This window comes from Vibrio sp. CDRSL-10 TSBA (assembly GCA_039696685.1).
Classification (GTDB): domain Bacteria; phylum Pseudomonadota; class Gammaproteobacteria; order Enterobacterales; family Vibrionaceae; genus Vibrio.
The window spans coordinates 3,131,656-3,154,916 of record CP155566.1 but is presented as its reverse complement, the minus strand read 5'-3'; the positions used below and the strand labels follow the sequence as shown (position 1 = coordinate 3,154,916).

The window sequence follows — 23,261 nt, the reverse complement described above, 5'->3', positions numbered from 1 at the left end:
ATATTCGACGTTTATCCTGCTAACGTATGTTTCTACAGAATAATAGTAAAAAAGCTCGCCAAACAGGCGAGCTTTGTACGTTTTTTATCAGTAGCCGTTTTTAGCCGTGAGCAGAGTGGTGATTACAGCTGACCAGCCAGACGGTTGAGATCGGATTGGATCGCACCGGCGGTAACTTCGCGTCCGGCCCCCGGGCCACGAATCACCAGCGGATTATCGCGGTACCATTTACTCTCGATGGCGAAGATGTTGTCACACGGCAGCAGGTTGGCGAGCGGGTGCTCTTTATCCAGCGCTTCGACACCGACCGTAGCTTTACCGTCTTTTTCCAGACGCGCAACGTAACGCAGCACCTTGTCCTGCTTCTGGGCGCGGGCCAGACGCTCGGCCAGACGCTCGTTGAGCAGCTGGCTGCGATCCAGGAAATCATCCAGCGACAAATCCTGCAGTTTCGGCCGGTACCAGCGACTCGACTTTGACGCTGTCCGGTTCGATGTCCAGGCCGGATTCGCGCGCCAGAATCACCAGTTTGCGCATCACGTCTGAGCCGTCGAGGTCATTACGCGGGTCCGGTTCAGTCAGTCCTTGCTGCCAGGCCAGATCAACCAGTTCGCTGAACGGTACACTGCCGTCATATTGCTGGAACAACCAGGACAGAGTGCCGGAGAAAATGCCCGACAGGGCGGTGATGTCGTCGCCGCTCTCACGCAGATCACGGACCGTGTGGTTAATCGGCAGACCGGCACCTACGGTGGCGTTGTACAGCCAGTGACGGCTGATCTTGGCGAAGGCATCTTTAACCTGGTAGTAGTAATCCCCCGAAGCAGAACCTGCCACTTTGTTGGCAGAGATCAGGTGCATGCCCTGTTCGGCGATTTGCGGATACAGGCTGGCAATGTCGGCGCTGGCGGTAACATCGAGCACAATCACTTCATCATAGCCCCGGATGGCGCCCAGCTGTTTAAGCCAGGTATGACCGTCGTTCGGCTGCGCTTCATCGGCGTAGCTGTTGAGTACCGAGGCGGCATCAATACCCTGCGGTTTAAACAGATACGCCTGGCTGTCGATCACGGCCACCAGCTCGAAGTTCATGCCGTAGCGTTTTTCCAGGTCGTCTTTTTGTTCCGCGAACAGTTTCAGCCAGCTTGAGCCGATGTTGCCTTTGCCGCACAACGCCAGTCCGACCCGCTTCTGGGCCTGGAACAGCTGGGTATGCAGACCGGTCACCAGCGGGTTGACATCACACTGACGCAGCACCGCAACCAGGCTCAGCTCGGATTCGGCCTCGCTGATAAATTCGACCGGCGCATTTTTCAGTTGCTGGAAAAAGCCGTAGCTGTGCTGGGCATTTTTGGTGACACCCGCACCGACAGCGCCGACCAGAGCGAAGCCCTCTTTGAGGCGAATCTCGGCTTCAATCGCCACATCCTGCAGCAAGGAGAGCGCGCCGGAGGCGATCTCTGTGGTGTAAGCCAGACGCAGGCAGTGCTGATCGGCCTGCAGCTCGAAAGCCAGCGGTTCAAGCTGAGCACGTTTGAGTTTTTCCAGTACTTCAGCCTGAGCACGGGCAAAGTCGTGACCCTGGCCAAAGGCCAGTTCCAGCAGCAGGACTTCGTCCAGTGAAGTGATGATTTTGGCACCGCGGCCGGAGGCCAGCACACGCTCAATCCGGGTCGACCCCGACTCTGGCTGGTAGCTGCAACGCAGCTGCAGCTCCATCGCGCTTTGTGCGACGGGTTGTAAGGTACGGCTGTGCAGCACAGGAGCGGCCAGACGGGCCAGTTCGTTGGCTTCATCCAGGCGCAGTAATGGCAGCAGACAGGCATCCGACACCAGACGGGGGTCGGCGCTGTACACGCCGGCCACATCACTCCAGATGGTGACGCGTTCGGCATCGGCCAGAGCACCGATCACGGTTGCTGAGTAGTCAGAACCGTTGCGGCCGAGCAGTACGGTTTCGCCTTGCTCGTTGCGCGCCATAAAGCCGGTGATGATCACCCGGTGATGGGCATGCTGGGCCAGGACTTCTTTCAGTAACGGGTAAGAGCGGGCGCGATCGACTTCCGGCTGAGTGCCGGTTTCAGCGCGCAGAAACGCACGTGCGTCCTGAGCCACAGCCGGCAATTGCTGCTGGTTAAGCAGCGCCGCCAGCAGGCGGGCAGACCAGAGTTCGCCGTGACCGAGAAACCGCGGCTTGCTGCGCTTTGCTAAGCGGTGCAGTCAGCTCGCCCAGTGCGACGAACTCGCCGCTCAGCTCGGTCAGCAGGTGATCTGCTGCTTCGCCTTCCAGCAAACCTTCAATCAACTGGACCTGAAACTGGCGCAGGGCCTGCAGCGCTTCGTGCGCGGCGCGGCCGTCTTTGTTGAGCGCTTCAAGAAATTCAATCAGGCGGTTCGTAGTTTTACCGGCTGCAGAAACCACCACCAGATCGTCGGCCTGAGAATAGTCACGCAGAATGTGCGCGACTCGTTGATAACATTCCGGATCCGCAAGACTGCTACCACCAAATTTATGCAGCTGACGTGAAACCGACATTAAAAGGCCTCCTTGGCTTTGTTGAAGGCCTGGTCGAGATCGGCAATCAGATCGGTCGCATCTTCCAGACCCACCGACAGACGCAGCAACTGCTGAGAGACGCCGGCTTCGGCCAGCGCTTCTTCGCCCATCGCGCGGTGAGTCATGCTGGCCGGATGACACACCAGGCTTTCCACACCGCCCAGTGATTCGGCCAGTGAGAACAGCTGCAGTTCACCGACAAAGTATTTCAGCTGCTCGAATGAACCGCCGAATTCAAAGCTCAGCATTGAACCAAAGCCAAGCTGCTGTTTCTTGGCGATGTCATGGCCCGGATGATTTGGCAGGCTAGGGTGGTAAATCACTTTGACCAGCTCCTGGCCTTGCAGGTAATCGAGGATCTGCTGCGAGCTCTCTTCATGCACGCGCATACGTGCACCCAGGGTGCGCAGGCCACGCAGAGTCATGTAGCTGTCAAACGGCGTGCCGGTGGCGCCGATACAGTTACCCCACCATGCCAGCTCGGTGGCGTGTTCGGCGTCTTTACTGATGATCACACCGCCGATCACATCCGAGTGACCATTGAGGTATTTAGTGGTCGAGTGCACGACGAAGTCGGCACCAAGCAGCAGCGGCTTTTGGTACACAGGCGTCAAAAAGGTATTGTCGACCGCGACCAGAGCGCCGACTGCTTTCGCCTGCTGACAGATTTTCTCAATATCCACTACACGTACCAGCGGGTTAGACGGCGTTTCCAGCAGCACCAGTTTTGGCTTCTGGGCAAAAGCTGCGGCCATTGCCGCGTCGTCAGACTGGTCAACAAACAAAACTTTGAAATCGCCTTTCTTGGCGCGGGTATTGAACAGACGGTAAGTACCACCATAGCAGTCATGTGGTGCAATAATGATTTCGCCCGGCGACAGGAATGCCGAGACCCACAGGTTAAGTGCTGATGTGCCGCAGTTGGTGACTACCGCATCCGCGCCGGATTCCAGTTCAGACAGGGCTTGTTCCAGCAGGCCGCGGTTCGGGTTACCGGAGCGGGTGTAGTCGTATTTTGGCACTTCACCAAATGCAGGAAAGCCATAATTGGTTGAGAGATAAATGGGTGGAACAACGGCGTGGTACTGAGTGTCAGATTCAATACCGGTGCGAAACCGCGATGGTGGCTGGCTTGCGATTGGTCATGAGCGTTTCCTTTCCTGTCTGGTGTTTCCTGAATTGTTGAAAGCAGGTACCGAACATCAGTCTGCGACCGTTTTCGGTACGGGCCCGGCGCGTGGTTGCGCGGCCTGGGCGATAAGTGGATTTCAAACAATTCCGGGCGATGTGTAAATCCAATTCCGGGGTGAGCGATGAGGCAAATGTTCACACCGGTGAATAACATCACACTTTACTGGTCAAAAAAGAAGACGTCAACGCTTCTAGACGTCCATATGTCTTTGCTTATGGCAGTAAATCCCGCTAAAATTGGGGTCTTTGAAAAACTCAACTCGAATTCAAATTTACGAAGGTGCGCAATGGCAGACTGGAACGGCGAATATATTAGCCCGTACGCGGAACATGGGAAGAAGAACGAGCAGGTCAAAAAGATCACTGTCTCGATTCCGCTTAAGGTACTTAAAGTGCTGACGGATGAACGTACTCGTCGACAGATCAATAATTTACGTCATGCCACTAACAGTGAACTGCTGTGTGAAGCGTTTCTGCATGCCTACACCGGTCAGCCGCTGCCAACCGACGAAGACCTGCGTAAAGACCGTCCGGATGACATTCCGACCGAGGCCAAAGCGCTGATGACGGCGATGGGTATTGAGTTTGAGGCATATGACGACTAAGTCGCTGTGCACCGCATCAGCATAAAAAAACCCTGGTCAGTGACCAGGGTTTTTGCATTTTTAGCGCTCAGATCATTTTAAGCATCAGGGCATTTTTAACCCGCCAGGATTAACGATTCTGTCAGCGGATTGTTTGTCCGGCATATTGGGTTATTTACCTTCCATGCCGGGTGACTTATCTTGCTGCTTACTTATCCTGCATATAGTTAAGCGGCATCTCGATACGTGCGACACCAGAGTCAACCGCAGCTTGTGCGACCGCTTTGGCCACGCGAGGCAGCAGGCGCGGATCCATTGGTTTAGGAATAATGTACTGATGACCGTAGGTCAGGCTGTCACTGCCTGCGGCTTGCAGTACGGCTGCCGGCACTTCTTCTTTGGCCAGTTGTCGAATCGCTTCGACCGCCGCCAGTTTCATCTCATCATTGATTTCGCTGGCACGTACATCCAGCGCGCCACGGAAGATGAACGGGAAACACAGCACGTTGTTGACCTGGTTCGGGTAGTCACTGCGTCCGGTGCCCATGATCAGGTCATCACGCACGGCGTGAGCCAGCTCAGGTTTGATTTCCGGATCCGGGTTAGAGCAGGCGAACACCACAGGCTTGTCAGCCATCAGCTTCAGCGCGTCGGCAGACAGCAGGTTCGGGCCTGATACACCCAGGAAACAGATCCGCGCCGGCAATCACATCTTCCAGTGTGCGTTTGTCGGTGTTGTTGGCAAACAGCTGCTTGTACTGGTTCAGGTCGTCACGACGGGTGTGGATGACACCTTTGCGGTCGAGCATGTAGATCTTCTCACGCATCGCACCGCACTTAATCAGCAGCTCCATACACGCCACTGCTGCAGCGCCCGCACCCAGACAGACAATCACACACTCAGACAGCTCTTTGCCTTGCAGTTCAATCGCGTTCAGCATGCCTGCAGCGGTTACGATCGCCGTGCCGTGCTGGTCATCGTGAAACACTGGCACGTCACAACGTTCAATCAGGCGACGCTCGATCTCAAAACAGTCCGGCGCTTTGATGTCTTCCAGGTTGATGCCGCCGAAGGTGTCAGCGATGTTAGCGACGGTGTCGATAAACTCATCGATGGTGCGGTGTTTAACTTCAATATCAATGGAATCGAGGCCGGCAAAACGTTTGAACAGCAGCGCTTTACCTTCCATGACCGGTTTAGAGGCCATTGGTCCCAGGTTACCCAGGCCAAGGATCGCGGTGCCGTTTGAGATCACCGCCACTGTGTTGCCTTTGGCGGTGTATTTGTAAACGTTATCGACATTCTGAGCGATTTCACGTACTGGTTCTGCCACGCCCGGGCTGTAAGCCAGCGCCAGATCAGTGGCTGAGTCAGCCGGTTTGGTGATCGAGACCGCGATTTTACCCGGGGTCGGCTGCGCGTGGTAATCCAGAGCACGTTGACGGAATGCTTCTTCCGCGCTTAATTCTTGACGATTGTCGTCGGACATAGGGGAGGTTCTCTTATTATTTTTGGAAAAGGGGCGCACATTCTAGTTGATGCCTGAAATAGTGACTAGGCAGGGGTGCTGTATAATCGTACAAAATGCGTGAGTTTTTGGCTGATAAGACCAGCTGTTTTGTGATCAGGATAGACTTTAGTCATAGAACGGGGAGCGGGCAGATGGCAGGTATTAAAACGGCAGGCATGAAAAAAGGACGCCGTAGCGTCCTTTTTGAAATCTTCGCGTAAAGTAAAAATTACTTCTTGCTTGACAGTGCGCCGAAACGCTTGTTGAAGCGATCAACACGGCCGCCAGTGTCAACAACACGTTGCTTACCAGTGTAGAATGGGTGGCACTTGTCACATACGTCCAGGTGCATTTCTTCTTTACCTAGAGTAGATTTGAAAACGAAAGTGTTGCCGCAAGAGCAGCTTGCATTTACTTCTTTGTATTCTGGGTGGATACCAGCTTTCATGGGATAACCTCAAAAATTGGGCCGTGTCGCCATCCGAGTCTGAGCCGGACACCACACGTAACGTTAATAATACGATTGCCATGGTCACAGCGAACTGCTGAGGACCATTAAGGCGCGATATATTAATGAATCTGCCTGCCCGGATCAACCGATTTCGGCGTTATTTTAGCCAGCAACAGAAAACAGCCGCTCAGAGCATGGCTGGTTGGCTCCGCTGGCCGCCAGACCCGATACCCGAACTGCTGCCGGTGTGCGGCGTGCGGCCTTTTGCCCGCCATGTGCGGGTCGAATTTATGCCCGTCTTCCAGTAGACTGTGGCGTCCTTAACTGACTTTATTGCTGACGGATTGTTATGCGCCCAACTATTGCTCGCGTTGCCCTGCCGGTGCCGCTTGATAAGCAATTTGATTACCTGATTCCCGGCCACCTGTTTCCGATTATCGGCGGCCGCGTTTCTGTGCCGTTCGGGCGCCAGACTCTGGTCGGCATTGTGACTGCACTGGTGCAGGAGTCTGAGTTTCCGCGTGAGCAGCTTAAAGCGCTCAAGGCCGTGCTCGATACTCAGCCGGTGTGGCCGGATAAACTGTATCGCCTGCTGCAATGGTGCAGTCAGTTTTATCAGCATCCGCTGGGCGAGACCCTGGCCAATGCTCTGCCGGGGGCGCTGCGTAAAGGCAAAGCGGCTGATTTTGCCAGCAGCAAAGAGTGGCTCATTACTGCCGCCGGGCGCGATCAGCTGATGCAGGGCTTTGGGCGTGCGATTAAACAGGCCAAGGTGATGAATCTGGTCGCCTCAGGCCCGGTACCGCATCAGATCATGCAGGATGAGGAAGTGTCGAGTGCGACACTTAACACTCTGCAGGACAAAGGCTGGATTGAAGTCAGTGAAAAGCGTCCGCAGTTCCGGCCCTGGCCGGCAGAGCCGGAAGCCGCGGTCGATAAGCCCAAGCTTAACTCTGAGCAGGCGATTGCGATTGCGACGGTCAACCATCAGCCGGCATTCGGCTGTTATCTGCTGCAGGGCGTGACAGGCTCGGGTAAAACCGAAGTCTACCTTAATCTTATCAAGCCGGTGCTGGAGCAAGGCCGCCAGGCGCTGGTGCTGGTGCCGGAGATTGGCCTGACACCGCAAACCATTAACCGTTTTCGTAAGCGGTTCAATGTACCGGTTGAGGTGATTCACTCCGGTCTCAATGAAACCGAGCGTCTCAATGCCTGGCTGGCCGCGCGCGACAAAGTGGCCGGTATCGTGATTGGTACCCGTTTCCGCGCTGCTGACGCCGTTTGCCGATCTCGGCATTATCATTGTCGATGAAGAGCATGACTCTTCGTATAAACAGCAGGACAGCCTGCGCTATCACGCGCGCGATGTGGCTGTGATGCGCGCCAATCTGGAGCAGATCCCGATTGTGCTCGGCAGTGCCACTCCGGCGCTGGAAACGCTGCATAATGCCCTGAGCGGCAAATACCATCATCTGCATCTGACCCAGCGTGCCGGGACCGCGCGCCCGACCACCAACCGGGTGCTGGATGTCAAAGGCCTGTATCTGGAAAGCGGTTTATCCGCGCCGTTGATTGCGGAAATGCGGCGCCATTTATCGCAGGGCAATCAGGTGCTGCTGTTCCTCAACCGGCGTGGCTTTTCTCCGGCGCTGATGTGTCACGAATGTGGCTGGATAGCCGATTGCCAGCGTTGTGACGCTTACTATACCTACCATCAGTACAGTAACGAGATTCGCTGTCACCATTGCGGCTCGCAGCGTCCGGTGATCCACCAGTGTCAGGGCTGTGGCTCGACTCATCTGGTCACCGTCGGTGTCGGCACCGAGCAGTTGGAAGCGCAGCTGGGGGAACTGTTTCCGGACTACAAGGCGATTCGGATTGACCGTGACAGTACCCGGCGCAAGGGCAGCCTGGAATCGGCGCTGAAAGCGATTCGCAATAATGAATATCAGATTTTGATCGGCACTCAGATGCTGGCCAAAGGCCACCACTTTCCGGATGTGACCCTGGTGGCGCTGCTGGATGTGGATGGCTCGCTGTACAGCAGTGATTTTCGCGCCTCTGAACGTCTGGCTCAGCTGTTTATCCAGGTGGCGGGTCGGGCCGGACGGGCGAGCAAGCCGGGTGAAGTGGTGCTGCAGACTCACCATCCGGAGCACACCTTATTACAGGCGTTGCTCAACAAGGATTACACCCATTTCGCCGAAACCGCACTGGCTGAGCGTAAGCTGGCACAACTGCCGCCGTACACTTTTCTGACCCTGTTTCGCGCCGAAGGCAACCAAGCGCAGCAGGTGGAAGATTTTCTGCGTCAGGTACGCCACACGCTGGAAGCTCATCCGCTCAGTGAGCAGGGCTGTCTGGTACTGGGGCCGACGCCGGCACCGCTGGCCAAGCGGGCCGGAAAATTCCGCTGGCAGTTGCTGCTGCAGGCACCAAGCCGCTCGGTGATGCAGAAGCTGTTAGCCAGCGCGCGCCCGGCTATTCAGATGTTGCCGCTGGCGACGAAAGTGCGCTGGACGCTGGACATTGAACCGCAGGATTTGAGCTAAGCTGGCCCGTCCGGCTTGCTGGTAAAATTGTCAGAAAATGAAATCCTTCTTATCGTGATAAAAATCACACTTGTGATGCAAGAATTGTTAATCAGACCGTAACTTTCCCATCGGAAAGGAATACACTAAATGCCATAATCACGCAGTGAATCGTTTTCGCTGGCGTAAATGTGGCGAACCTTAAGCGAACGTGCAGCAGGTAAGCGTGAATCCAAGCAATGTTAGCAGCCAAACCGGATGCCCGGCGGCGCTCTATAACGATAATCAGTGTCTCAGACACGATGAATTTTTATTAAGAACCGAGAAAAGAGGACAGTACCCCCTATGGCGACAATGAAGGATGTTGCCCAGCTTGCAGGCGTATCAACGGCGACAGTGTCGCGTGCTCTGATGAATCCCGAGAAAGTCTCTTCCTCGACCCGTAAACGGGTTGAAGAGGCGGTGTTAGAAGCTGGTTATTCCCCTAACTCTCTCGCACGCAATCTGCGTCGCAATGAGTCCAAAACGATTGTGGCCATAGTGCCGGATATCTGTGACCCGTATTACACCGAGATCATCCGCGGCATTGAAGATGCGGCGATGGAGCACGGTTATCTGGTGTTGCTGGGTGACAGCGGTCAGCAGAAAAAACGTGAAAGCTCATTTGTGAATCTGGTGTTCACCAAGCAGGCGGACGGTATGCTGCTGCTCGGCACCGACCTGCCGTTTGATGTCAGTAAGCCGGAACAGAAAAACCTGCCGCCGATGGTAATGGCGTGTGAGTTTGCCCCGGAAACTGGAGTTGCCAACGGTACATATTGATAACCTGACCTCGGCGTTTGAAGCGGTTAACTATCTGACTCAGATGGGCCACAAGCGGGTTGCGCAAATTGCCGGCCCGGATACGGCCGTGCTGTGCCAGTTCCGCGAGCAGGGTTACCAGCAGGCACTGCGCCGCTCGGGGATTACCCGCAATCCGGACTACAGTGTGAGTGGTGATTTCTCATTTGAATCGGGTGCTCAGGCTGTGCGTCAGCTGCTGGCGCTGTCCGAGCCGCCGACGGCGATTTTCTGCCACAACGATACCATGGCGATTGGGGCAATTCAGGAAGCCAAACGTCTGGGTACACGAGTGCCGCAGGATCTGTCAGTGGTCGGTTTCGATGACATTCAGTTTGCCCAGTACTGCGATCCACCGCTGACCACCATTTCCCAGCCGCGTTATGAGATTGGCCGTCAGGCCATGTTGATGATGCTGGAATTACTGCGTGGCAATGATGTTCAGGCCGGTTCACGCTTACTGGAAACCCAATTGGTGGTGCGCGACAGCGCGGCTCCGCCACGTGCAATCTAGCGCTTTAAGCGCGAGTAATATCTCAGTGTGAGCGGCGTATTTTGACACGCCGCTTCCATTTCTGCTCTGTTATCCGGCAGGAAACTGCATTAACATGAAGACAAAATTGTCAACTTTCGAAATAGTTTGTGGCTAATAAAGATTATGTAAGACGCGGTCGTAGTCCGAAAAAGCCGACCCGGAAAACAACTCCCACTCCCCGACGCAGAAAACCCTGGCGCAGTGGTCTGCTGGCTCTCTTGCTGGCGGGCGGCTTTGGCTATGGTTTGTATCAGCTCAGTCAGGATCCCGAGCCACCCGCACCGCAAGTGGTGGAAACCAAGCCGCTGCCGGTCAGTAAACCGCAGCCGGCCAACAGCCTGCCGCCACCACCGACCGAACAGTGGGATTACGTGGAATCGCTGCCTAATCGCCAGATTGAGGTCAAAGCTAAAGAACTGCAGGTGTCGGACATTCCTTACATCATGCAGTGCGGGGCATACAAAACCATGCACCAGGCGGAAACCCGCAAGCTGGATATCGCTTTTCAGGGCCTGAGCAGTAAGATCCGCAATAAGGAAGGCAGCAGCTGGTTTCGGGTGGTACTCGGCCCGTACAAGTTCAAGCGCGATGCCGAGCGCGACAAGCATAAGCTGCAGCGTGCCAAGATTGAACCCTGCGCTATCTGGAAAGAGCAGCAGTAAACCTGATATCAGTAACGCCCGGAGTTTCTCCGGGCGTTTTGCGTTGGGGCGGCGATTCTTTCCCTTGAATTTTGATTTTCCAGCCTCATATAACCACTATCTTGATAGTGAAAACCACAAAGGGGTTCCTAGTGACTACCATCGTATCTGTACGTCGTAATAACAAAGTTGTCATCGCAGGTGACGGACAAGTCTCGCTTGGCAATACCGTGATGAAAGGCAACGCGCGCAAAGTTCGTCGTTTGTACAACAACAAAGTATTGGCCGGATTCGCGGGTGGTACGGCGGACGCATTCACGCTGTTTGAGCGTTTCGAAAGTAAATTGCAAATGCACCAGGGACACCTGACTAAAGCCGCGGTTGAACTGGCGAAAGACTGGCGCAGTGACCGTGCATTACGCCGCCTGGAAGCAATTCTGGCGGTGGCAGATGAAACCGCGTCGCTGATCATTACCGGTAATGGGGATGTGCTGCAGCCGGAGCATGACCTGATTGCGATTGGTTCCGGCGGTAACTACGCCCAGGCGGCGGCGATTGCCCTGCTGGAAAATACCGAGCTGGATGCGCGCGAGATTGCGGAAAAAGCCCTGAAGATTGCCGGTGACATCTGTGTGTTCACCAACCACCATCATACGATTGAAGAGCTGGAGATCCCTGAGGGAATGCTGCCAGCGACCAGCGATCAGTAAGCGCTGCCAGCCACCGAATTGAAGGAAAGCATTATGTCTGAAATGACTCCTCGTGAGATTGTCCATGAACTGAACCGTCACATCATCGGGCAGGATAAAGCGAAACGAGCGGTTGCGATTGCACTGCGTAACCGCTGGCGCCGTATGCAGCTCGAAGAGAGCCTGCGGGTCGAAGTGACGCCGAAAAATATTCTGATGATCGGTCCGACCGGTGTGGGTAAAACTGAAATCGCCCGCCGTCTGGCCAAACTGGCCAACGCGCCGTTCATCAAAGTCGAAGCCACCAAGTTCACCGAAGTGGGCTATGTGGGTAAAGAAGTCGAGACCATCATCCGCGATCTGACCGATGTGGCCGTGAAACTGACCCATCAGCAGGCGATGGAGAAGGTGAAATTCCGCGCCGAAGAGCTGGCGGAAGAGCGTATTCTGGATGCCTTGCTGCCACCGGCGCGCGATGCGTGGGGGCAGGCAGAGCACAACGATGAGTCTTCCAATACCCGCCAGATTTTCCGCAAGAAACTGCGTGAAAATAAACTGGATGATAAAGAGATTGAGATCGAAGTCGCTGCGCCGCAGATGGGCGTAGAGATTATGGCACCTCCGGGTATGGAAGAGATGACCAACCAACTGCAGGGTCTGTTCCAGAATCTGGGTGGCGACACCAAGAAAAAGCGTAAGCTGAAAATCAAAGAAGCGCTGAAAGCACTGACTGAAGAAGAAGCGGCTAAGCTGGTCAATCAGGAAGAGCTCAAAGAGCAGGCGATTTACAATGTTGAAAACAACGGCATCGTGTTTATCGACGAGATTGACAAAATCTGTAAACGCGGCGAAAGCTCAGGTCCGGATGTGTCCCGCGAAGGGGTGCAGCGTGATCTGCTGCCGTTGATTGAAGGCAGCACGGTATCGACCAAGCATGGCATGGTGCGTACCGACCATATCCTGTTTATTGCTTCGGGCGCGTTTCCAGGTCGCGAAGCCATCGGATCTGATCCCTGAGCTGCAGGGCCGTCTGCCGATTCGTGTTGAGCTGGAAGCGCTGTCGAGCAATGACTTTAAGCGCATCCTGACCGAACCAAAAGCCTCACTGACCGAACAGTACATTGCGCTGATGAAAACGGAAGATGTGAATGTCGACTTTACCGAAGACGGCATCAAGCAGATCGCAGAGGCTGCGTGGCAGGTCAACGAGACCACGGAGAACATCGGTGCCCGTCGTCTGCATACTGTGATGGAGCGTCTGATGGATGAAATCTCGTTTGACGCCACCGAAAAAGCCGGCGACAGCCTGACCATTGACGGTGCTTATGTCAGAGCTCGTCTGGGTGAGCTGGTGGAAGACGAAGACCTGAGCCGTTTCATCCTGTAATCGCCCCGGTTTTACTCTGACAGTATAAAATTGTGCATTTTTCTGAGCCCACCTTGATCTGGTGGGCTTTTTTGTGTTCTCAGATTGGGCGTATACTGAACGTATGTTGATCAATCTCTCATCACTATGAAGAATTCATTACGTATCTGGTTTGACGCCGCCCGCCCTAAAACGCTGCCGTTGGCACTGGTGTCGATTTTTACCGGCAGTGCTCTGGCTTTCTCATCCGGCCGTTTTGCTCCGGCCATTGCAGTGCTGGCGCTGTTAACCGCGACGCTGCTGCAGATCTTGTCTAATCTTGCTAATGACTACGGTGATGCCGTCAAAGGCACCGATAACGAAAAACGTCTCGGTCCGATGCGCGCCATCCAGTCTGGTGAGGTATCGCTGGCTGACATGAAGCAGGCGATCATCATTAATGTGGTGCTGACCATCATTGCCGGCCTGGGACTGGTGCTGTATGCCCTCGACAGTCTGCAGAGCATTCTGGCCTTTATTGGTCTTGGCGTACTGGCGATGGCGGCCGCGATTGCGTATACCGTCGGTAATAAGCCGTATGGCTATGTCGGCCTGGGTGATTTGTCGGTGTTTATCTTTTTTGGTCTGCTCGGCGTATCCGGCACTTACTTTCTGCACACCGGCTCGATTGACTGGAGCCTGTTTCTGCCCTCGTTAGGCTGCGGTCTGCTGGCGGTCGCGGTGCTCAATGTCAATAATATGCGTGACATCGAGAATGATGCCGAGTGCGGCAAGCGTACCGTGGCGGTGCGTCTGGGGCAGCAACGAGCCAAGCAGTATCACTTTCTGCTGCTGGCTGGCGCGCTGGTGGCGTTTGGCGGCTATCTGCTGATGCAGAGTAAACCAGTTTGGATCAGCCTGCCGTTTCTGCTCAGCCTGATTATTGTTACCCGCCACAGCCGTGCAGTGTGGGCGACGCAAAAGCCGGCCCAGATTGCCCCTATGCTACCGGCGATCGTCAAATGTTCGCTGGTGACTAACCTTTTGTTTGTTGGGGTAGTTATCGCGCAAACTCTGACGAGTTAATGTGCACAATGTCATTGCATTGACTCAACGACCCGATATACTCGTTTAAAGACTGTTCGCAAAGAGACTCAAGCTATGGAATATAACACCTCTGCGTTATGTGATATCTATCTCGACCAGGTGGATGTGGTAGAACCCATGTTTAGCAATTTTGGCGGCTGTGCTTCCTTCGCGGGGCAGGTCACGACCATTAAATGTTTTGAAGACAATGGTCTTATCCGCGAAACCCTCGAACAGGACGGCCTGGGCCGGGTATTGCTGATCGACGGTGGCGGCTCACTGCGCCGAGCGCTGATTGACGCTGAACTGGCGGCATTGGCAGAAGAGAACGAATGGGAAGGCATCGTGGTCTACGGCTGTGTACGTGAAGTGGACGAGCTGGAAGACATGAGTATCGGTATTCAGGCCATGGCCTCGATTCCGGTCGGTGCCACCGCGCAGGGGATTGGTGAAGTGGATGTACCGGTCAATTTCGGTGGTGTCACTTTCCTGCCGGAAGATTATCTCTATGCGGACAATACCGGCATCATCTTGTCACAAGAACCGCTTAACAGTGGTCTCGACAGTGAAGAAGATGAAGTGCTGGAAGAACTGGAAGAGATTCTGGATGATGACGACAGACTGCTCTGATCGTTGCTGAAATTAAGCCGGCCTGACTGCCGGCTTTTTTGTTGCCAGCAGACAGTGTTCTTGTTGCCAGCAGACGTGTTCTTGTTGCTGGCGGCAGATTATGGCTGGCAGACATAAAGCGATGCTGGTTAAGGACAGCCATACGACTGACGTGGCCGGTTTAGTGCGTCGCCGCGGAGCTGTCCGATTGGGTTTGCGCGGCGCTAAAACGGCGGCGCAGCAGCACGGCATACAGATAACCAAACAAGCCGCCCAGTACATTACCGCAGGCAATGCCGATAAATAACCCTTCAATATCGAACAGCCATGACCCGAGCCAGGCCGCGGGCAGGGTAAACACAAACAGGCGCATAAAACTCCACTGAAACGCCTTGAGCGGCAGATGCAGGGCATTCAGCGCTGATACCAGCATCATTACCACTCCCTGAAAGCCATAGCTGAACGGCACCACCAACAGGTAATGCCACAACAGGTCGCGTACCGCCTGCTCTTGGGAGAACAGCGCTGCGAGCGGAATACTCAGTGGCACCATCATGATAAAAATCATCAGTTGAAACAGCAGGGCAAAACGCAGGCTAAGGAACAGGCCGGCAAAACTGCGCTGCGGATTCCCCGCGCCCAGATTCTGCGCCATAAACGGCGTCAGCACCGAAGTCAGTGACATCAGCACCAGAATCAGAATGGATTCAATCCGCTGTGCCGCACCATAAGCCGCCACCGCTGCCGTACCGTGACCGGAGAGCAGCTTCATCAGCAGGGCTCCGCACAGCGGGTTCATGGCGGTGGAGAGTGCGGCCGGTGTGCCGATTTTCAGGATCTGGCGCCAGTCGTGCAGCAAATGACTGAGGCGCGGCACAGCCAGCAGGTGTTCGCGTTTGATCAGCACATAACCAGAGCCAAGCAGAGCCCCAAGCCAGGATACAGCGCTGGCAATCGCCGCGCCCTGCATACCCAGTTCGGGAAACGGACCGTAGCCAAAGATCAGCAGCGGATCGAGGCCGCCGTTAATCGCTCCGGCCAGCAGCATCATTTTAGCCGGTGTTTTGGTGTCACCGGTGGCGCGAATTGCGCTGTTGCCGGCCATCGGGATCACCAGCAGCGGAATCGTCAGGTACCACACCTGCATATACTGTTCGATCAGCGGCAGTAGCTCAGGTTTGGCTCCGAGTGCCAGAAACAGCGGCTCGATGGTAAAGAAGCCACTGAGTGAGGCGACTGTGACCAGACACACAGCCAGTATCAGACCATGAGTGGCAAAACGGGCCGCATCCGGGGCATCGCCCTGGCCGAGCAGACGGCCGATGCTGGTCGATAAGCCAACGCCGATGCCCATGGTGATACAGTTGACGGCAAACGTGACCGGAAAGGTATAACTGATCGCCGCCAGGGCATCAGTACCGAGCAGAGAGATGAAAAAGGTGTCGACCAGATTGAACATCAGAATCGCTATCATGCCGACGACCATAGGGATAGTCATCTGGCGCAATACCAGCGCAATCGGTGCCGAGAGCAGGCCGTGTTTATCGTTCATACTGTTTCTGCAAGCGGGTTGGTGGTGTGTGAAGCCGCCGGGAGACTCGCGCTTGTGGGCACTGGTGAAGACGGCTAGGCGAGTGTGGCAGCGCAATATGACAAGGATACCTGATATTGCCGGGAGGCACTAGCGCGCTGGCGGGAAGGCGCAGCAACGAAAAAAGGCCGGCAAGCCGACCTTTTTTACTGCTAAAAGCGATTAAGCTTTTGCTTTTGCTGCTGCTTTAGCAATCGCTGCAAAGCTTTTCGCATCCAGAGATGCGCCGCCAACCAGAGCACCATCGATGTCTGGTTGTGCGAAGTAAGCTTCTGCGTTTTCAGGTTTTACTGAACCGCCGTACTGGATGATCACTTGCTCAGCAACCGCTGCATCTTTTACTGCGATCAGGGCACGGATAGAAGCGTGGATGCGCTGTGCATCGTCTGCAGTCGCTGCTTTACCTGTACCGATTGCCCAGATTGGTTCGTAAGCGATGATTGCGCCGTTCAGAGCTTCTACGCCGTAAGCGTCGATCACTGCGTTGATTTGACGTGCGCATACTGCTTCAGTTTCGCCCGCTTCGTTTTGCGCTTCAGATTCACCGATACAGAAAACCGGAGTCAGGCCGTTTTCTTTCAGGAACGCAAATTTCTTCGCAACGAAACTCGTCTGATTCGTGGTGGTATTCACGACGCTCTGAGTGACCGATGATGATGTGAGAAGCACCGAAATCTTTCAGCATAGCCGGAGACATATCGCCAGTGAACGCACCGCTGTTGTTCAGGTCAGTGTTTTGTGCACCCAGGATCATCTTGTTGCCGCCTTCTGCGATCAGACGCTCAGCCAGATCCAGGTAAAGAGCTGGTGGCGCTACTGCCACGTCAACACCAGTTACACCTTCAAGTTCTGCATTCAGGCCAGCCAATAGTTCAGTTACCATTGCTTTGCTGCCATTTAGTTTCCAGTTCCCCATCACTACAGGACGACGCATAGGAATATCTCCAATTTCAATTAATAAAAAAAACCTGATTGCGACTGAATATAACAGATAAAACTGAGCAGATCATGACTCCGGTCATGACTTTCTGGGATCTTATCCAGTGCGGCACGCGTGCGGCAGTGATCTGCTATACAGAATAGAGGGGATATGCTCGGATTTTGTGCTGCGACTTGCTATTAGTGTCAGTTTACTATGATGAAATGACGTAACAGGGAAGTGAATATGCCTAATTTGGTGCTGGAGTACTCTAATTCGGTCGAGGAGCGCGTCAATGTGCAGGGGCTGCTGGAAGATCTCCATCAGGTGATGATTGAGTGCAGATTATTTGATGTGCTGACGGTGAAATCGCGCACCCTGCGCTGCCATCACTGGTTGATTGGTGATCAGGCGGACAGTGAAGACTTTATCTATATCAGTGTCGAAGTGATGTCCGGTTACAGCGCCGAGCAGAAGCAAACGTTATCGCAGCAGCTGATGCAAGTGCTCGACAGCCAGACCGGGCAGGTACGCAGCTTATCGGTCAGTATTCGTGAATTGGATCAGGCCTGTTTCCGCAGTGTGATGCATTGACATTCTGCCGGTCCGGGCCCAAAGGAGAGGTTATGTCGTTAAGAGTTATGTCTTTGGATTCACAATTTTTACAGCAGTTGCTGTTCTCTTTTCAGGGCCGGGTCGGACGGCGTACATTCTGGATCTGGAATCTGTGCTATTACCTGAGCATCGTGGTCTTTATTCAACTGTGTAACCGCCTGGTGCCCGGGCTGGCTCCGCTGCTGATCCCTTTGCTGCTGCTGGTATTGCTCATCCCCGATCTGGCCGTAACCGCCAAACGCTGGCACGATCGCAATAAAACCAGCTGGTGGCTGTTGCTTAATGTGCCTTTGGTGATCGGGCGTATGATGGTGCCGGGCGCTGAAGATGATATGGTCGCCACGCCAACCTTGCTGGATACCGGAGCGACTCTGCTGGCGCTGCTGTGTGGCAGCTGGATTTTAATTGAGTGTGGCTTGTTACCCGCCGTCGAAGACCACAACCGGTTCGGCCCGCCGGAGCAGCGCTGAAAGCGCTGATTTATCAACACTTGCTGATTTTACACTACGCTTTGCGGGCTAGTCGTGCTCTGCGGTATGAGCGTTAGCGCCAGGTGTCATTGCGCGGCCGGAATGGAATAACCTGCGCTTCACTCTGTTCATCCAGGTCGCCATCCAGCGCGTTGCGGAATTTTACCATCTGCATCGACAGTTTCGCGCATCAGGGTCACATTGGCGTGGTCGGGGTTTTTGCATTGACTGAGGATCAGGTCGATGTGGCTCTGCTGGGCCTGCAGTCTGGCTTGCATAGTATCTGAGGCCGACTGAATCATCTCCTGACACATGGTGTGCTTAAAGCGGCTAAATCCATCCGGATCGGTTTTGGCCATTTCGACCAGCTCATCAAACGGTGGCAGTGTCTGAAGGGCTTCATGGGAATGTGGGGGGGACATGGCTTGCTCCTGTGCCAGTGTGGCATTGATGAACTTATCAATACCTAAAGCATAAGAGACAAAACAGCATACTGCCCGGCGGCTATGGGGTCTTCTCAAAAATGAGACAGTGCTGACTGCTGTCGGTGTGACAGCCTGTCAGCACCTGATCAGAGCGGATAAATCTGGTAGGTACAGCGCCGCTCACCGGCAATGATATGTTCACTGCGCTCCACCCGGCATTCATCGCCGAGCAGGCGCTGAAACACGTTGAGCTCTGACTGACACAGATTCGGACAGCGTTTGGCGGCTTTACAGATAGGGCAGTGATTTTCCACCAGCAGGTAGCCCTGCTCGGTCTGTTCCAGTTCGGCCATGTAGCCTTCCTGCTCGCGCAGTTCGACCAGTCTTGCCAGCTTAGCGGCCAGATCAGGGCAGTGTTGCACCGCTTGCTGATACTGGGCCAGTGTCTGTGCTTCACGCTCGGCAGCGACTTTAGCCAGCCCCTCTTTACCGAAAATGTGTTCCACCGCTTCGATAACCTGAATGGTCAGCTCGCCGTGGCGGTCGGCAAACTGATCATGGCCCTGTTTGGTCAGGGACCAGTGGCGGGTCGGACGGCCGACTTTGACCTTCACATCATGGAAGGCCAGGACACCATCATCTTCTAATGCCTGCAGGTGCTGACGCGCCCCCATGGTCGTGATCCCTAAGTCTTCGGCAAGCTGTTTGGCGGTCACGGCACCTTCACGTTTGATGGTGTGCAAAATCCGGTCGATCGTCTTCATCATTTCCCTCTTATTCCTCTGATCTATTATGGATAATCAGGTTAATAAAGCAAATTATTTACTATACACAAGCAAGGAAAACGTGCCGCAGTGCAGTGGCTGGTGAATGACTGCGCAGATTCGTTAATTTCATCACATTTTTTTCACTTCACCCCCTTGGGTTATGCTGTTTTATCCCCCACATAACATTCACAAGCTGGTCACCCAGCGTTACATCAACCAAATGGAAATTTAATCAGGAGAGACGACCGATGAATATTCGTCCATTACATGACCGAGTTATCGTTGAACGCCAAGAAGTTGAATCTAAATCTGCTGGTGGAATTGTTCTCACTGGTTCTGCAGCTGAAAAGTCAACTCGCGGTAAAGTGCTTGCAGTAGGTAAAGGCCGCATTCTGGAAAACGGTACAGTTCTGCCTCTGGACGTGAAAGTTGGCGATGCAGTGATTTTTGCAGAAGGCTACGGCACCAAGTCAGAAAAAATCGATGGCAAAGAAGTACTGATTCTGTCTGAGAACGACATTCTGGCAATCGTTGAGTAATTGCTCCGAATCAAAACGATTAATTAAAACCGAATTCAAGAGAGGAAATACAAAATGGCTGCTAAAGACGTAAAATTTGGTAATGACGCTCGAGTAAAAATGCTGGAAGGTGTAAACGTTCTGGCTGATGCAGTAAAAGTAACCCTGGGCCCTAAAGGCCGTAACGTGGTACTGGACAAATCTTTTGGTTCACCAACTATTACTAAAGATGGTGTATCTGTTGCGCGTGAAATTGAACTGGAAGACAAATTCCAGAACATGGGCGCACAAATGGTTAAAGAAGTGGCGTCTCAGGCAAATGACGCAGCAGGCGACGGTACCACTACCGCGACTGTACTGGCACAGGCTATCGTGAATGAAGGTCTGAAAGCCGTGGCTGCGGGCATGAACCCGATGGATCTGAAGCGCGGTATCGACAAAGCGGTTATCGCGGCAGTTGAAGAGCTGAAAGCGCTATCTGTACCATGTGCAGACAACAACGCAATCGCGCAGGTAGGTACTATCTCTGCGAACTCTGATTCAAGCGTGGGTAACATCATTGCTCAGGCGATGGAAAAAGTCGGCCGTGATGGCGTAATTACTGTTGAAGAAGGTCAGGCTCTGCAAGATGAGCTGGATGTAGTAGAAGGTATGCAGTTTGACCGCGGTTACCTGTCTCCTTACTTCATCAACAACCAGGAAGCGGGCAGCGTTGATCTGGAAAACCCGTTCATCCTGCTGGTTGACAAGAAAGTATCTAACATCCGTGAACTGCTGCCAGTACTGGAAGGCGTAGCGAAAGCATCTCGTCCGCTGCTGATCATCGCAGAAGACGTAGAAGGCGAAGCGCTGGCAACACTGGTTGTTAACAACATGCGTGGTATCGTGAAAGTAGCCGCTGTGAAAGCACCTGGCTTTGGCGATCGTCGTAAAGCGATGCTGCAGGATATCGCAATCCTGACTGGCGGTACTGTTATCTCTGAAGAGATCGGTCTGGAACTGGAAAAAGCGGTTCTGGAAGACCTGGGTCAGGCGAAACGTGTCACCATCACCAAAGAAAACACCACAGTTATCGACGGTGCCGGTGATGAAGCAGCGATTCAGGGCCGTGTGGTTCAGATTCGTCAGCAAATCGAAGAAGCAACTTCTGACTACGACAAAGAGAAACTGCAAGAGCGCGTGGCTAAACTGGCTGGCGGTGTTGCGGTAATCAAAGTTGGCGCAGCAACTGAAGTTGAAATGAAAGAGAAGAAAGACCGCGTTGAAGATGCTCTGCACGCAACTCGTGCAGCAGTAGAAGAAGGCGTGGTTGCTGGTGGTGGTGTGGCTCTGATCCGTGCTGCATCTAAACTGACTGAGCTGACTGGCGACAACGAAGAGCAAAACGTTGGTATCCGCGTTGCTCTGCGTGCGATGGAAGCTCCAATCCGTCAAATCACTAAGAAACGCAGGCGATGAAGAGTCTGTGGTTGCCAACAACGTGAAAGCGGGTGAAGGTAACTACGGTTACAACGCAGCCACTGGTGAATACGGCGATATGATCGCAATGGGTATCTTGGATCCAACTAAAGTAACCCGTAGCGCACTGCAATTTGCAGCGTCTGTTGCTGGCCTGATGATCACCACAGAAGCTATGGTGACTGACCTGCCACAGAAAGACGGCCCAGCAATGCCTGATATGGGCGGCATGGGTGGCATGGGCGGCATGATGTAATCATCCCCCTGATGCATAAGAGAGCCGGAGTGAACACTCCGGCTTTTTTATGCCTGTTTGCCAGGATTGTAGTGAAGCTTTGTGCACGGTGAAATGACACAAGCACTGGTAATTCGGCGGCGCTTTTTGCACACTAATCGGCTCTTACCAAGGAAGGACGTTATGCAGATTCAACAGCTTAAACACCAGACCGAATCGGTCTCACTCACCATAGAACAGTGGCAGCTTACACCTGGCCAGCACTGGGGCATGTTCTCGACCCACAGTAACGCGGCGTCTTTGCTGGTGCGGGTTTTGAGTGGAGAACTCAGCCCGCAGCAGGGCACAGTGACCGGTTTGCCTGAGCGTATTGCCTGTGTTTCGCTGCATGAACAGCAGCGTCTGCTCGATCTGGAACTGGCTAACGATGACACCGATTTTATGGATCGCATTGACTACGGTTCGAGCGTGGAACAGCTGGTACTTGATACCGGCTGCAGTGCTGAGGAGCTGGAGCGTTTACTGCAACAGACGGACCTGCTGGCGTTGCGCCAGCGCGGCTTTCGTCAGCTCTCGACCGGCGAAACCCGCCGGGTGATGCTGGCCCGCGCTATGGCGCTTAAACCACAATTGCTGATCCTCGATGAACCTTATTCCGGGCTGGATATCGCCCACCGCGCTCATCTGTCTGAACTGCTTGAGCAACTCGCGCAGCAGATGCAACTGCTGATCGTGACTGCGCGCGAAGATGAGCTGCCACCGTTTATCACCGATGTGGCGCTGTTCGATGAGCAGAAACTGGTGCAGACCTTAAGCCGTGCTGACTGGCTTTCACACCCATTAATGGCGCAGATGAAAGCGCTGTCGGAGCAGAAAAGTGATGCCATGCTAGCGTTGATGCAGGCTCATCAAAGTCCACATGAGTATCCCGACCCGTTGGTCGAGATGAATAACGTCACCGTTGAGTACGTCGATGCGCCGATTTTCCACGGCGTGAACTGGCGGATTGAACGCGGTCAGCACTGGCAGGTACGCGGGCCGAAACGGCTGCGGAAAAAGTACTTTGCTGGGCTTGATTCTCGGTGATCACCCGCAGTGCTACAGCAATGACATCCGTGTGCTGGGAATGAAGCGCGGCAGCGGCGAGACCATCTGGGATGTCAAAAAGCACATTGGGGTGGTGTCGTCGGCACTGCACCTGCAGTACCGGGTCAACTGCAGCGCGCTGGAAGTATTGGTGTCGGGTTTTTATGACTCGATTGGTCTTTATCAGCAGCCGAGTAAAAAAGAGATCCTCCTGGCGCGTGAGTGGCTGGGGATGCTGGAGATGGCCGAGCTGGAAAAAGTCGGGTTCCGTTCACTCGGCTATGGTCAGCAGCGCCTGCTGCTGATTGGCCGTGCACTGATCAAACAGCCTGCGTTGCTGATTCTGGATGAGCCGTATCAGGGGCTGGACTTTCTCAATCGTAAACTGGTATTCCATGCTCTGAACCGGATTGCCTCAAGCCAGATCAGCCAGCTGCTGTATGTGACTCACCACGAGGAAGATGCGCTGGATGCGGTGCATCATTTTGTCGACTTTGTCGCTGAAAACGGGCAGGGCTACCGGGTGGACATCCACTCGCGCAGCGGGCAGTAAGGCACAAAAAAAGGTTCATCGCGGATTGGCGGGAACTTAAAACAAAAACGGTAG

At 54.2% G+C, this 23,261-nt stretch carries 11 protein-coding genes and 10 pseudogenes; 13 read left to right on the top strand and 8 right to left on the bottom strand.

Translation table 11 applies throughout. The features are described from left to right. Nucleotides 1–122 precede the first annotated feature (122 nt). Both ABDK09_22390 and ABDK09_22385 read right to left on the bottom strand, forming a co-directional pair. Nucleotides 123–2,536: pseudogene (locus tag ABDK09_22390) on the bottom strand (bifunctional aspartate kinase/homoserine dehydrogenase II). Then, nucleotides 2,536–3,703 (bottom strand): annotated as a pseudogene (locus tag ABDK09_22385) (O-succinylhomoserine (thiol)-lyase). Before ABDK09_22385 ends, ABDK09_22390 begins: the two co-directional pseudogenes overlap by 1 nt. 332 nt (nucleotides 3,704–4,035) lie before the next feature. Between ABDK09_22385 and metJ the strand changes: the two are divergent. After that, nucleotides 4,036–4,353, top strand: a complete 318-nt coding sequence (gene metJ, locus ABDK09_22380) for a met regulon transcriptional regulator MetJ (protein ID XAW89406.1) — start codon at nucleotides 4,036–4,038, stop codon at nucleotides 4,351–4,353. Between the two features lie 187 nt (nucleotides 4,354–4,540). On the opposite strand, the pseudogene ABDK09_22375 reads toward metJ, so the two are convergent. After that, nucleotides 4,541–5,822, bottom strand: a pseudogene (locus tag ABDK09_22375) (malic enzyme-like NAD(P)-binding protein). 250 nt (nucleotides 5,823–6,072) lie between these two features. Continuing rightward, nucleotides 6,073–6,291, bottom strand: coding sequence for a 50S ribosomal protein L31 (gene rpmE / locus ABDK09_22370; GenBank protein XAW89405.1), 219 nt, complete (start codon nucleotides 6,289–6,291; stop codon nucleotides 6,073–6,075). Nucleotides 6,292–6,643: 352 nt separating this feature from the next. Between rpmE and priA the strand changes: the two are divergent. The 7 genes and pseudogenes from priA to rraA all read left to right on the top strand — a co-directional run bounded on the left by priA (nucleotide 6,644) and on the right by rraA (nucleotide 14,591). Beyond that, nucleotides 6,644–8,846 (top strand): annotated as a pseudogene (priA, locus tag ABDK09_22365) (primosomal protein N'). Nucleotides 8,847–9,170: 324 nt separating this feature from the next. Next, a pseudogene (gene cytR, locus ABDK09_22360) lies at nucleotides 9,171–10,179 on the top strand (DNA-binding transcriptional regulator CytR). A 128-nt stretch (nucleotides 10,180–10,307) separates the two neighbouring features. Next, entirely contained in the window at nucleotides 10,308–10,862 is a 555-nt protein-coding gene (locus ABDK09_22355; GenBank protein ID XAW89404.1) for an SPOR domain-containing protein, read from the top strand. A 131-nt stretch (nucleotides 10,863–10,993) separates the two neighbouring features. After that, entirely contained in the window at nucleotides 10,994–11,551 is a 558-nt protein-coding gene (gene hslV, locus ABDK09_22350; GenBank protein ID XAW89403.1) for an ATP-dependent protease subunit HslV, read from the top strand. A gap of 33 nt (nucleotides 11,552–11,584) precedes the next feature. Continuing rightward, nucleotides 11,585–12,917: pseudogene (gene hslU / locus ABDK09_22345) on the top strand (HslU--HslV peptidase ATPase subunit). Nucleotides 12,918–13,043: 126 nt separating this feature from the next. Further along, nucleotides 13,044–13,961 (top strand): 1,4-dihydroxy-2-naphthoate polyprenyltransferase, encoded by a 918-nt coding sequence (locus ABDK09_22340; protein XAW89402.1) that lies wholly within the window; start codon nucleotides 13,044–13,046, stop codon nucleotides 13,959–13,961. A 75-nt stretch (nucleotides 13,962–14,036) separates the two neighbouring features. Beyond that, a complete protein-coding gene (gene rraA, locus ABDK09_22335; GenBank protein ID XAW89401.1) occupies nucleotides 14,037–14,591 on the top strand; it encodes a ribonuclease E activity regulator RraA in 555 nt (184 codons plus the stop codon). Nucleotides 14,592–14,751: 160 nt separating this feature from the next. On the opposite strand, the gene ABDK09_22330 is transcribed toward rraA, so the two are convergent. Together ABDK09_22330 and tpiA are read right to left on the bottom strand one after the other, a co-directional pair. Continuing rightward, the gene (locus tag ABDK09_22330; GenBank protein ID XAW89400.1) at nucleotides 14,752–16,122 is read right to left on the bottom strand and encodes an MATE family efflux transporter; all 1,371 of its coding nucleotides are present in this window, start codon (nucleotides 16,120–16,122) and stop codon (nucleotides 14,752–14,754) included. Between the two features lie 201 nt (nucleotides 16,123–16,323). Beyond that, nucleotides 16,324–17,095: pseudogene (gene tpiA, locus ABDK09_22325) on the bottom strand (triose-phosphate isomerase). Nucleotides 17,096–17,326: 231 nt separating this feature from the next. Between tpiA and ABDK09_22320 the strand changes: the two are divergent. Beyond that, on the top strand, nucleotides 17,327–17,674 hold the full coding sequence (locus ABDK09_22320) for a 5-carboxymethyl-2-hydroxymuconate Delta-isomerase (GenBank protein XAW89399.1): 348 nt from the start codon (nucleotides 17,327–17,329) through the stop codon (nucleotides 17,672–17,674). A 32-nt stretch (nucleotides 17,675–17,706) separates the two neighbouring features. Continuing rightward, entirely contained in the window at nucleotides 17,707–18,165 is a 459-nt protein-coding gene (locus tag ABDK09_22315; GenBank protein XAW89398.1) for a DUF805 domain-containing protein, read from the top strand. 73 nt (nucleotides 18,166–18,238) lie between these two features. On the opposite strand, the pseudogene ABDK09_22310 reads toward ABDK09_22315, so the two are convergent. Further along, nucleotides 18,239–18,587: pseudogene (locus ABDK09_22310) on the bottom strand (DUF3135 domain-containing protein). A 149-nt stretch (nucleotides 18,588–18,736) separates the two neighbouring features. Next, a complete protein-coding gene (locus ABDK09_22305) occupies nucleotides 18,737–19,354 on the bottom strand; it encodes a metalloregulator ArsR/SmtB family transcription factor (protein XAW90802.1) in 618 nt (205 codons plus the stop codon). Nucleotides 19,355–19,605: 251 nt separating this feature from the next. Here ABDK09_22305 and ABDK09_22300 point away from each other — a divergent pair, with 251 nt between their 5' ends. The 3 genes and pseudogenes from ABDK09_22300 (at nucleotide 19,606) to modF (ending at nucleotide 23,207) form a co-directional block, all read left to right on the top strand. Beyond that, a complete protein-coding gene (locus ABDK09_22300; GenBank protein ID XAW89397.1) occupies nucleotides 19,606–19,896 on the top strand; it encodes a co-chaperone GroES in 291 nt (96 codons plus the stop codon). 54 nt (nucleotides 19,897–19,950) lie between these two features. After that, a pseudogene (gene groL, locus ABDK09_22295) lies at nucleotides 19,951–21,589 on the top strand (chaperonin GroEL). Between the two features lie 162 nt (nucleotides 21,590–21,751). Continuing rightward, a pseudogene (gene modF / locus ABDK09_22290) lies at nucleotides 21,752–23,207 on the top strand (molybdate ABC transporter ATP-binding protein ModF). Nucleotides 23,208–23,261 lie beyond the last annotated feature (54 nt).

Coding starts and splice junctions, on each gene's coding strand:
- rraA (XAW89401.1), top strand. CDS start 14,037: ATGGAATATAACACCTCTGCGTTATGTGATATCTATCTCGACCAGGTG.
- ABDK09_22320 (XAW89399.1), top strand. CDS start 17,327: ATGCCTAATTTGGTGCTGGAGTACTCTAATTCGGTCGAGGAGCGCGTC.
- ABDK09_22340 (XAW89402.1), top strand. CDS start 13,044: ATGAAGAATTCATTACGTATCTGGTTTGACGCCGCCCGCCCTAAAACG.
- metJ (XAW89406.1), top strand. CDS start 4,036: ATGGCAGACTGGAACGGCGAATATATTAGCCCGTACGCGGAACATGGG.
- ABDK09_22315 (XAW89398.1), top strand. CDS start 17,707: ATGTCGTTAAGAGTTATGTCTTTGGATTCACAATTTTTACAGCAGTTG.
- ABDK09_22305 (XAW90802.1), bottom strand. CDS start 19,354: ATGAAGACGATCGACCGGATTTTGCACACCATCAAACGTGAAGGTGCC.
- ABDK09_22330 (XAW89400.1), bottom strand. CDS start 16,122: ATGAACGATAAACACGGCCTGCTCTCGGCACCGATTGCGCTGGTATTG.
- rpmE (XAW89405.1), bottom strand. CDS start 6,291: ATGAAAGCTGGTATCCACCCAGAATACAAAGAAGTAAATGCAAGCTGC.
- ABDK09_22300 (XAW89397.1), top strand. CDS start 19,606: ATGAATATTCGTCCATTACATGACCGAGTTATCGTTGAACGCCAAGAA.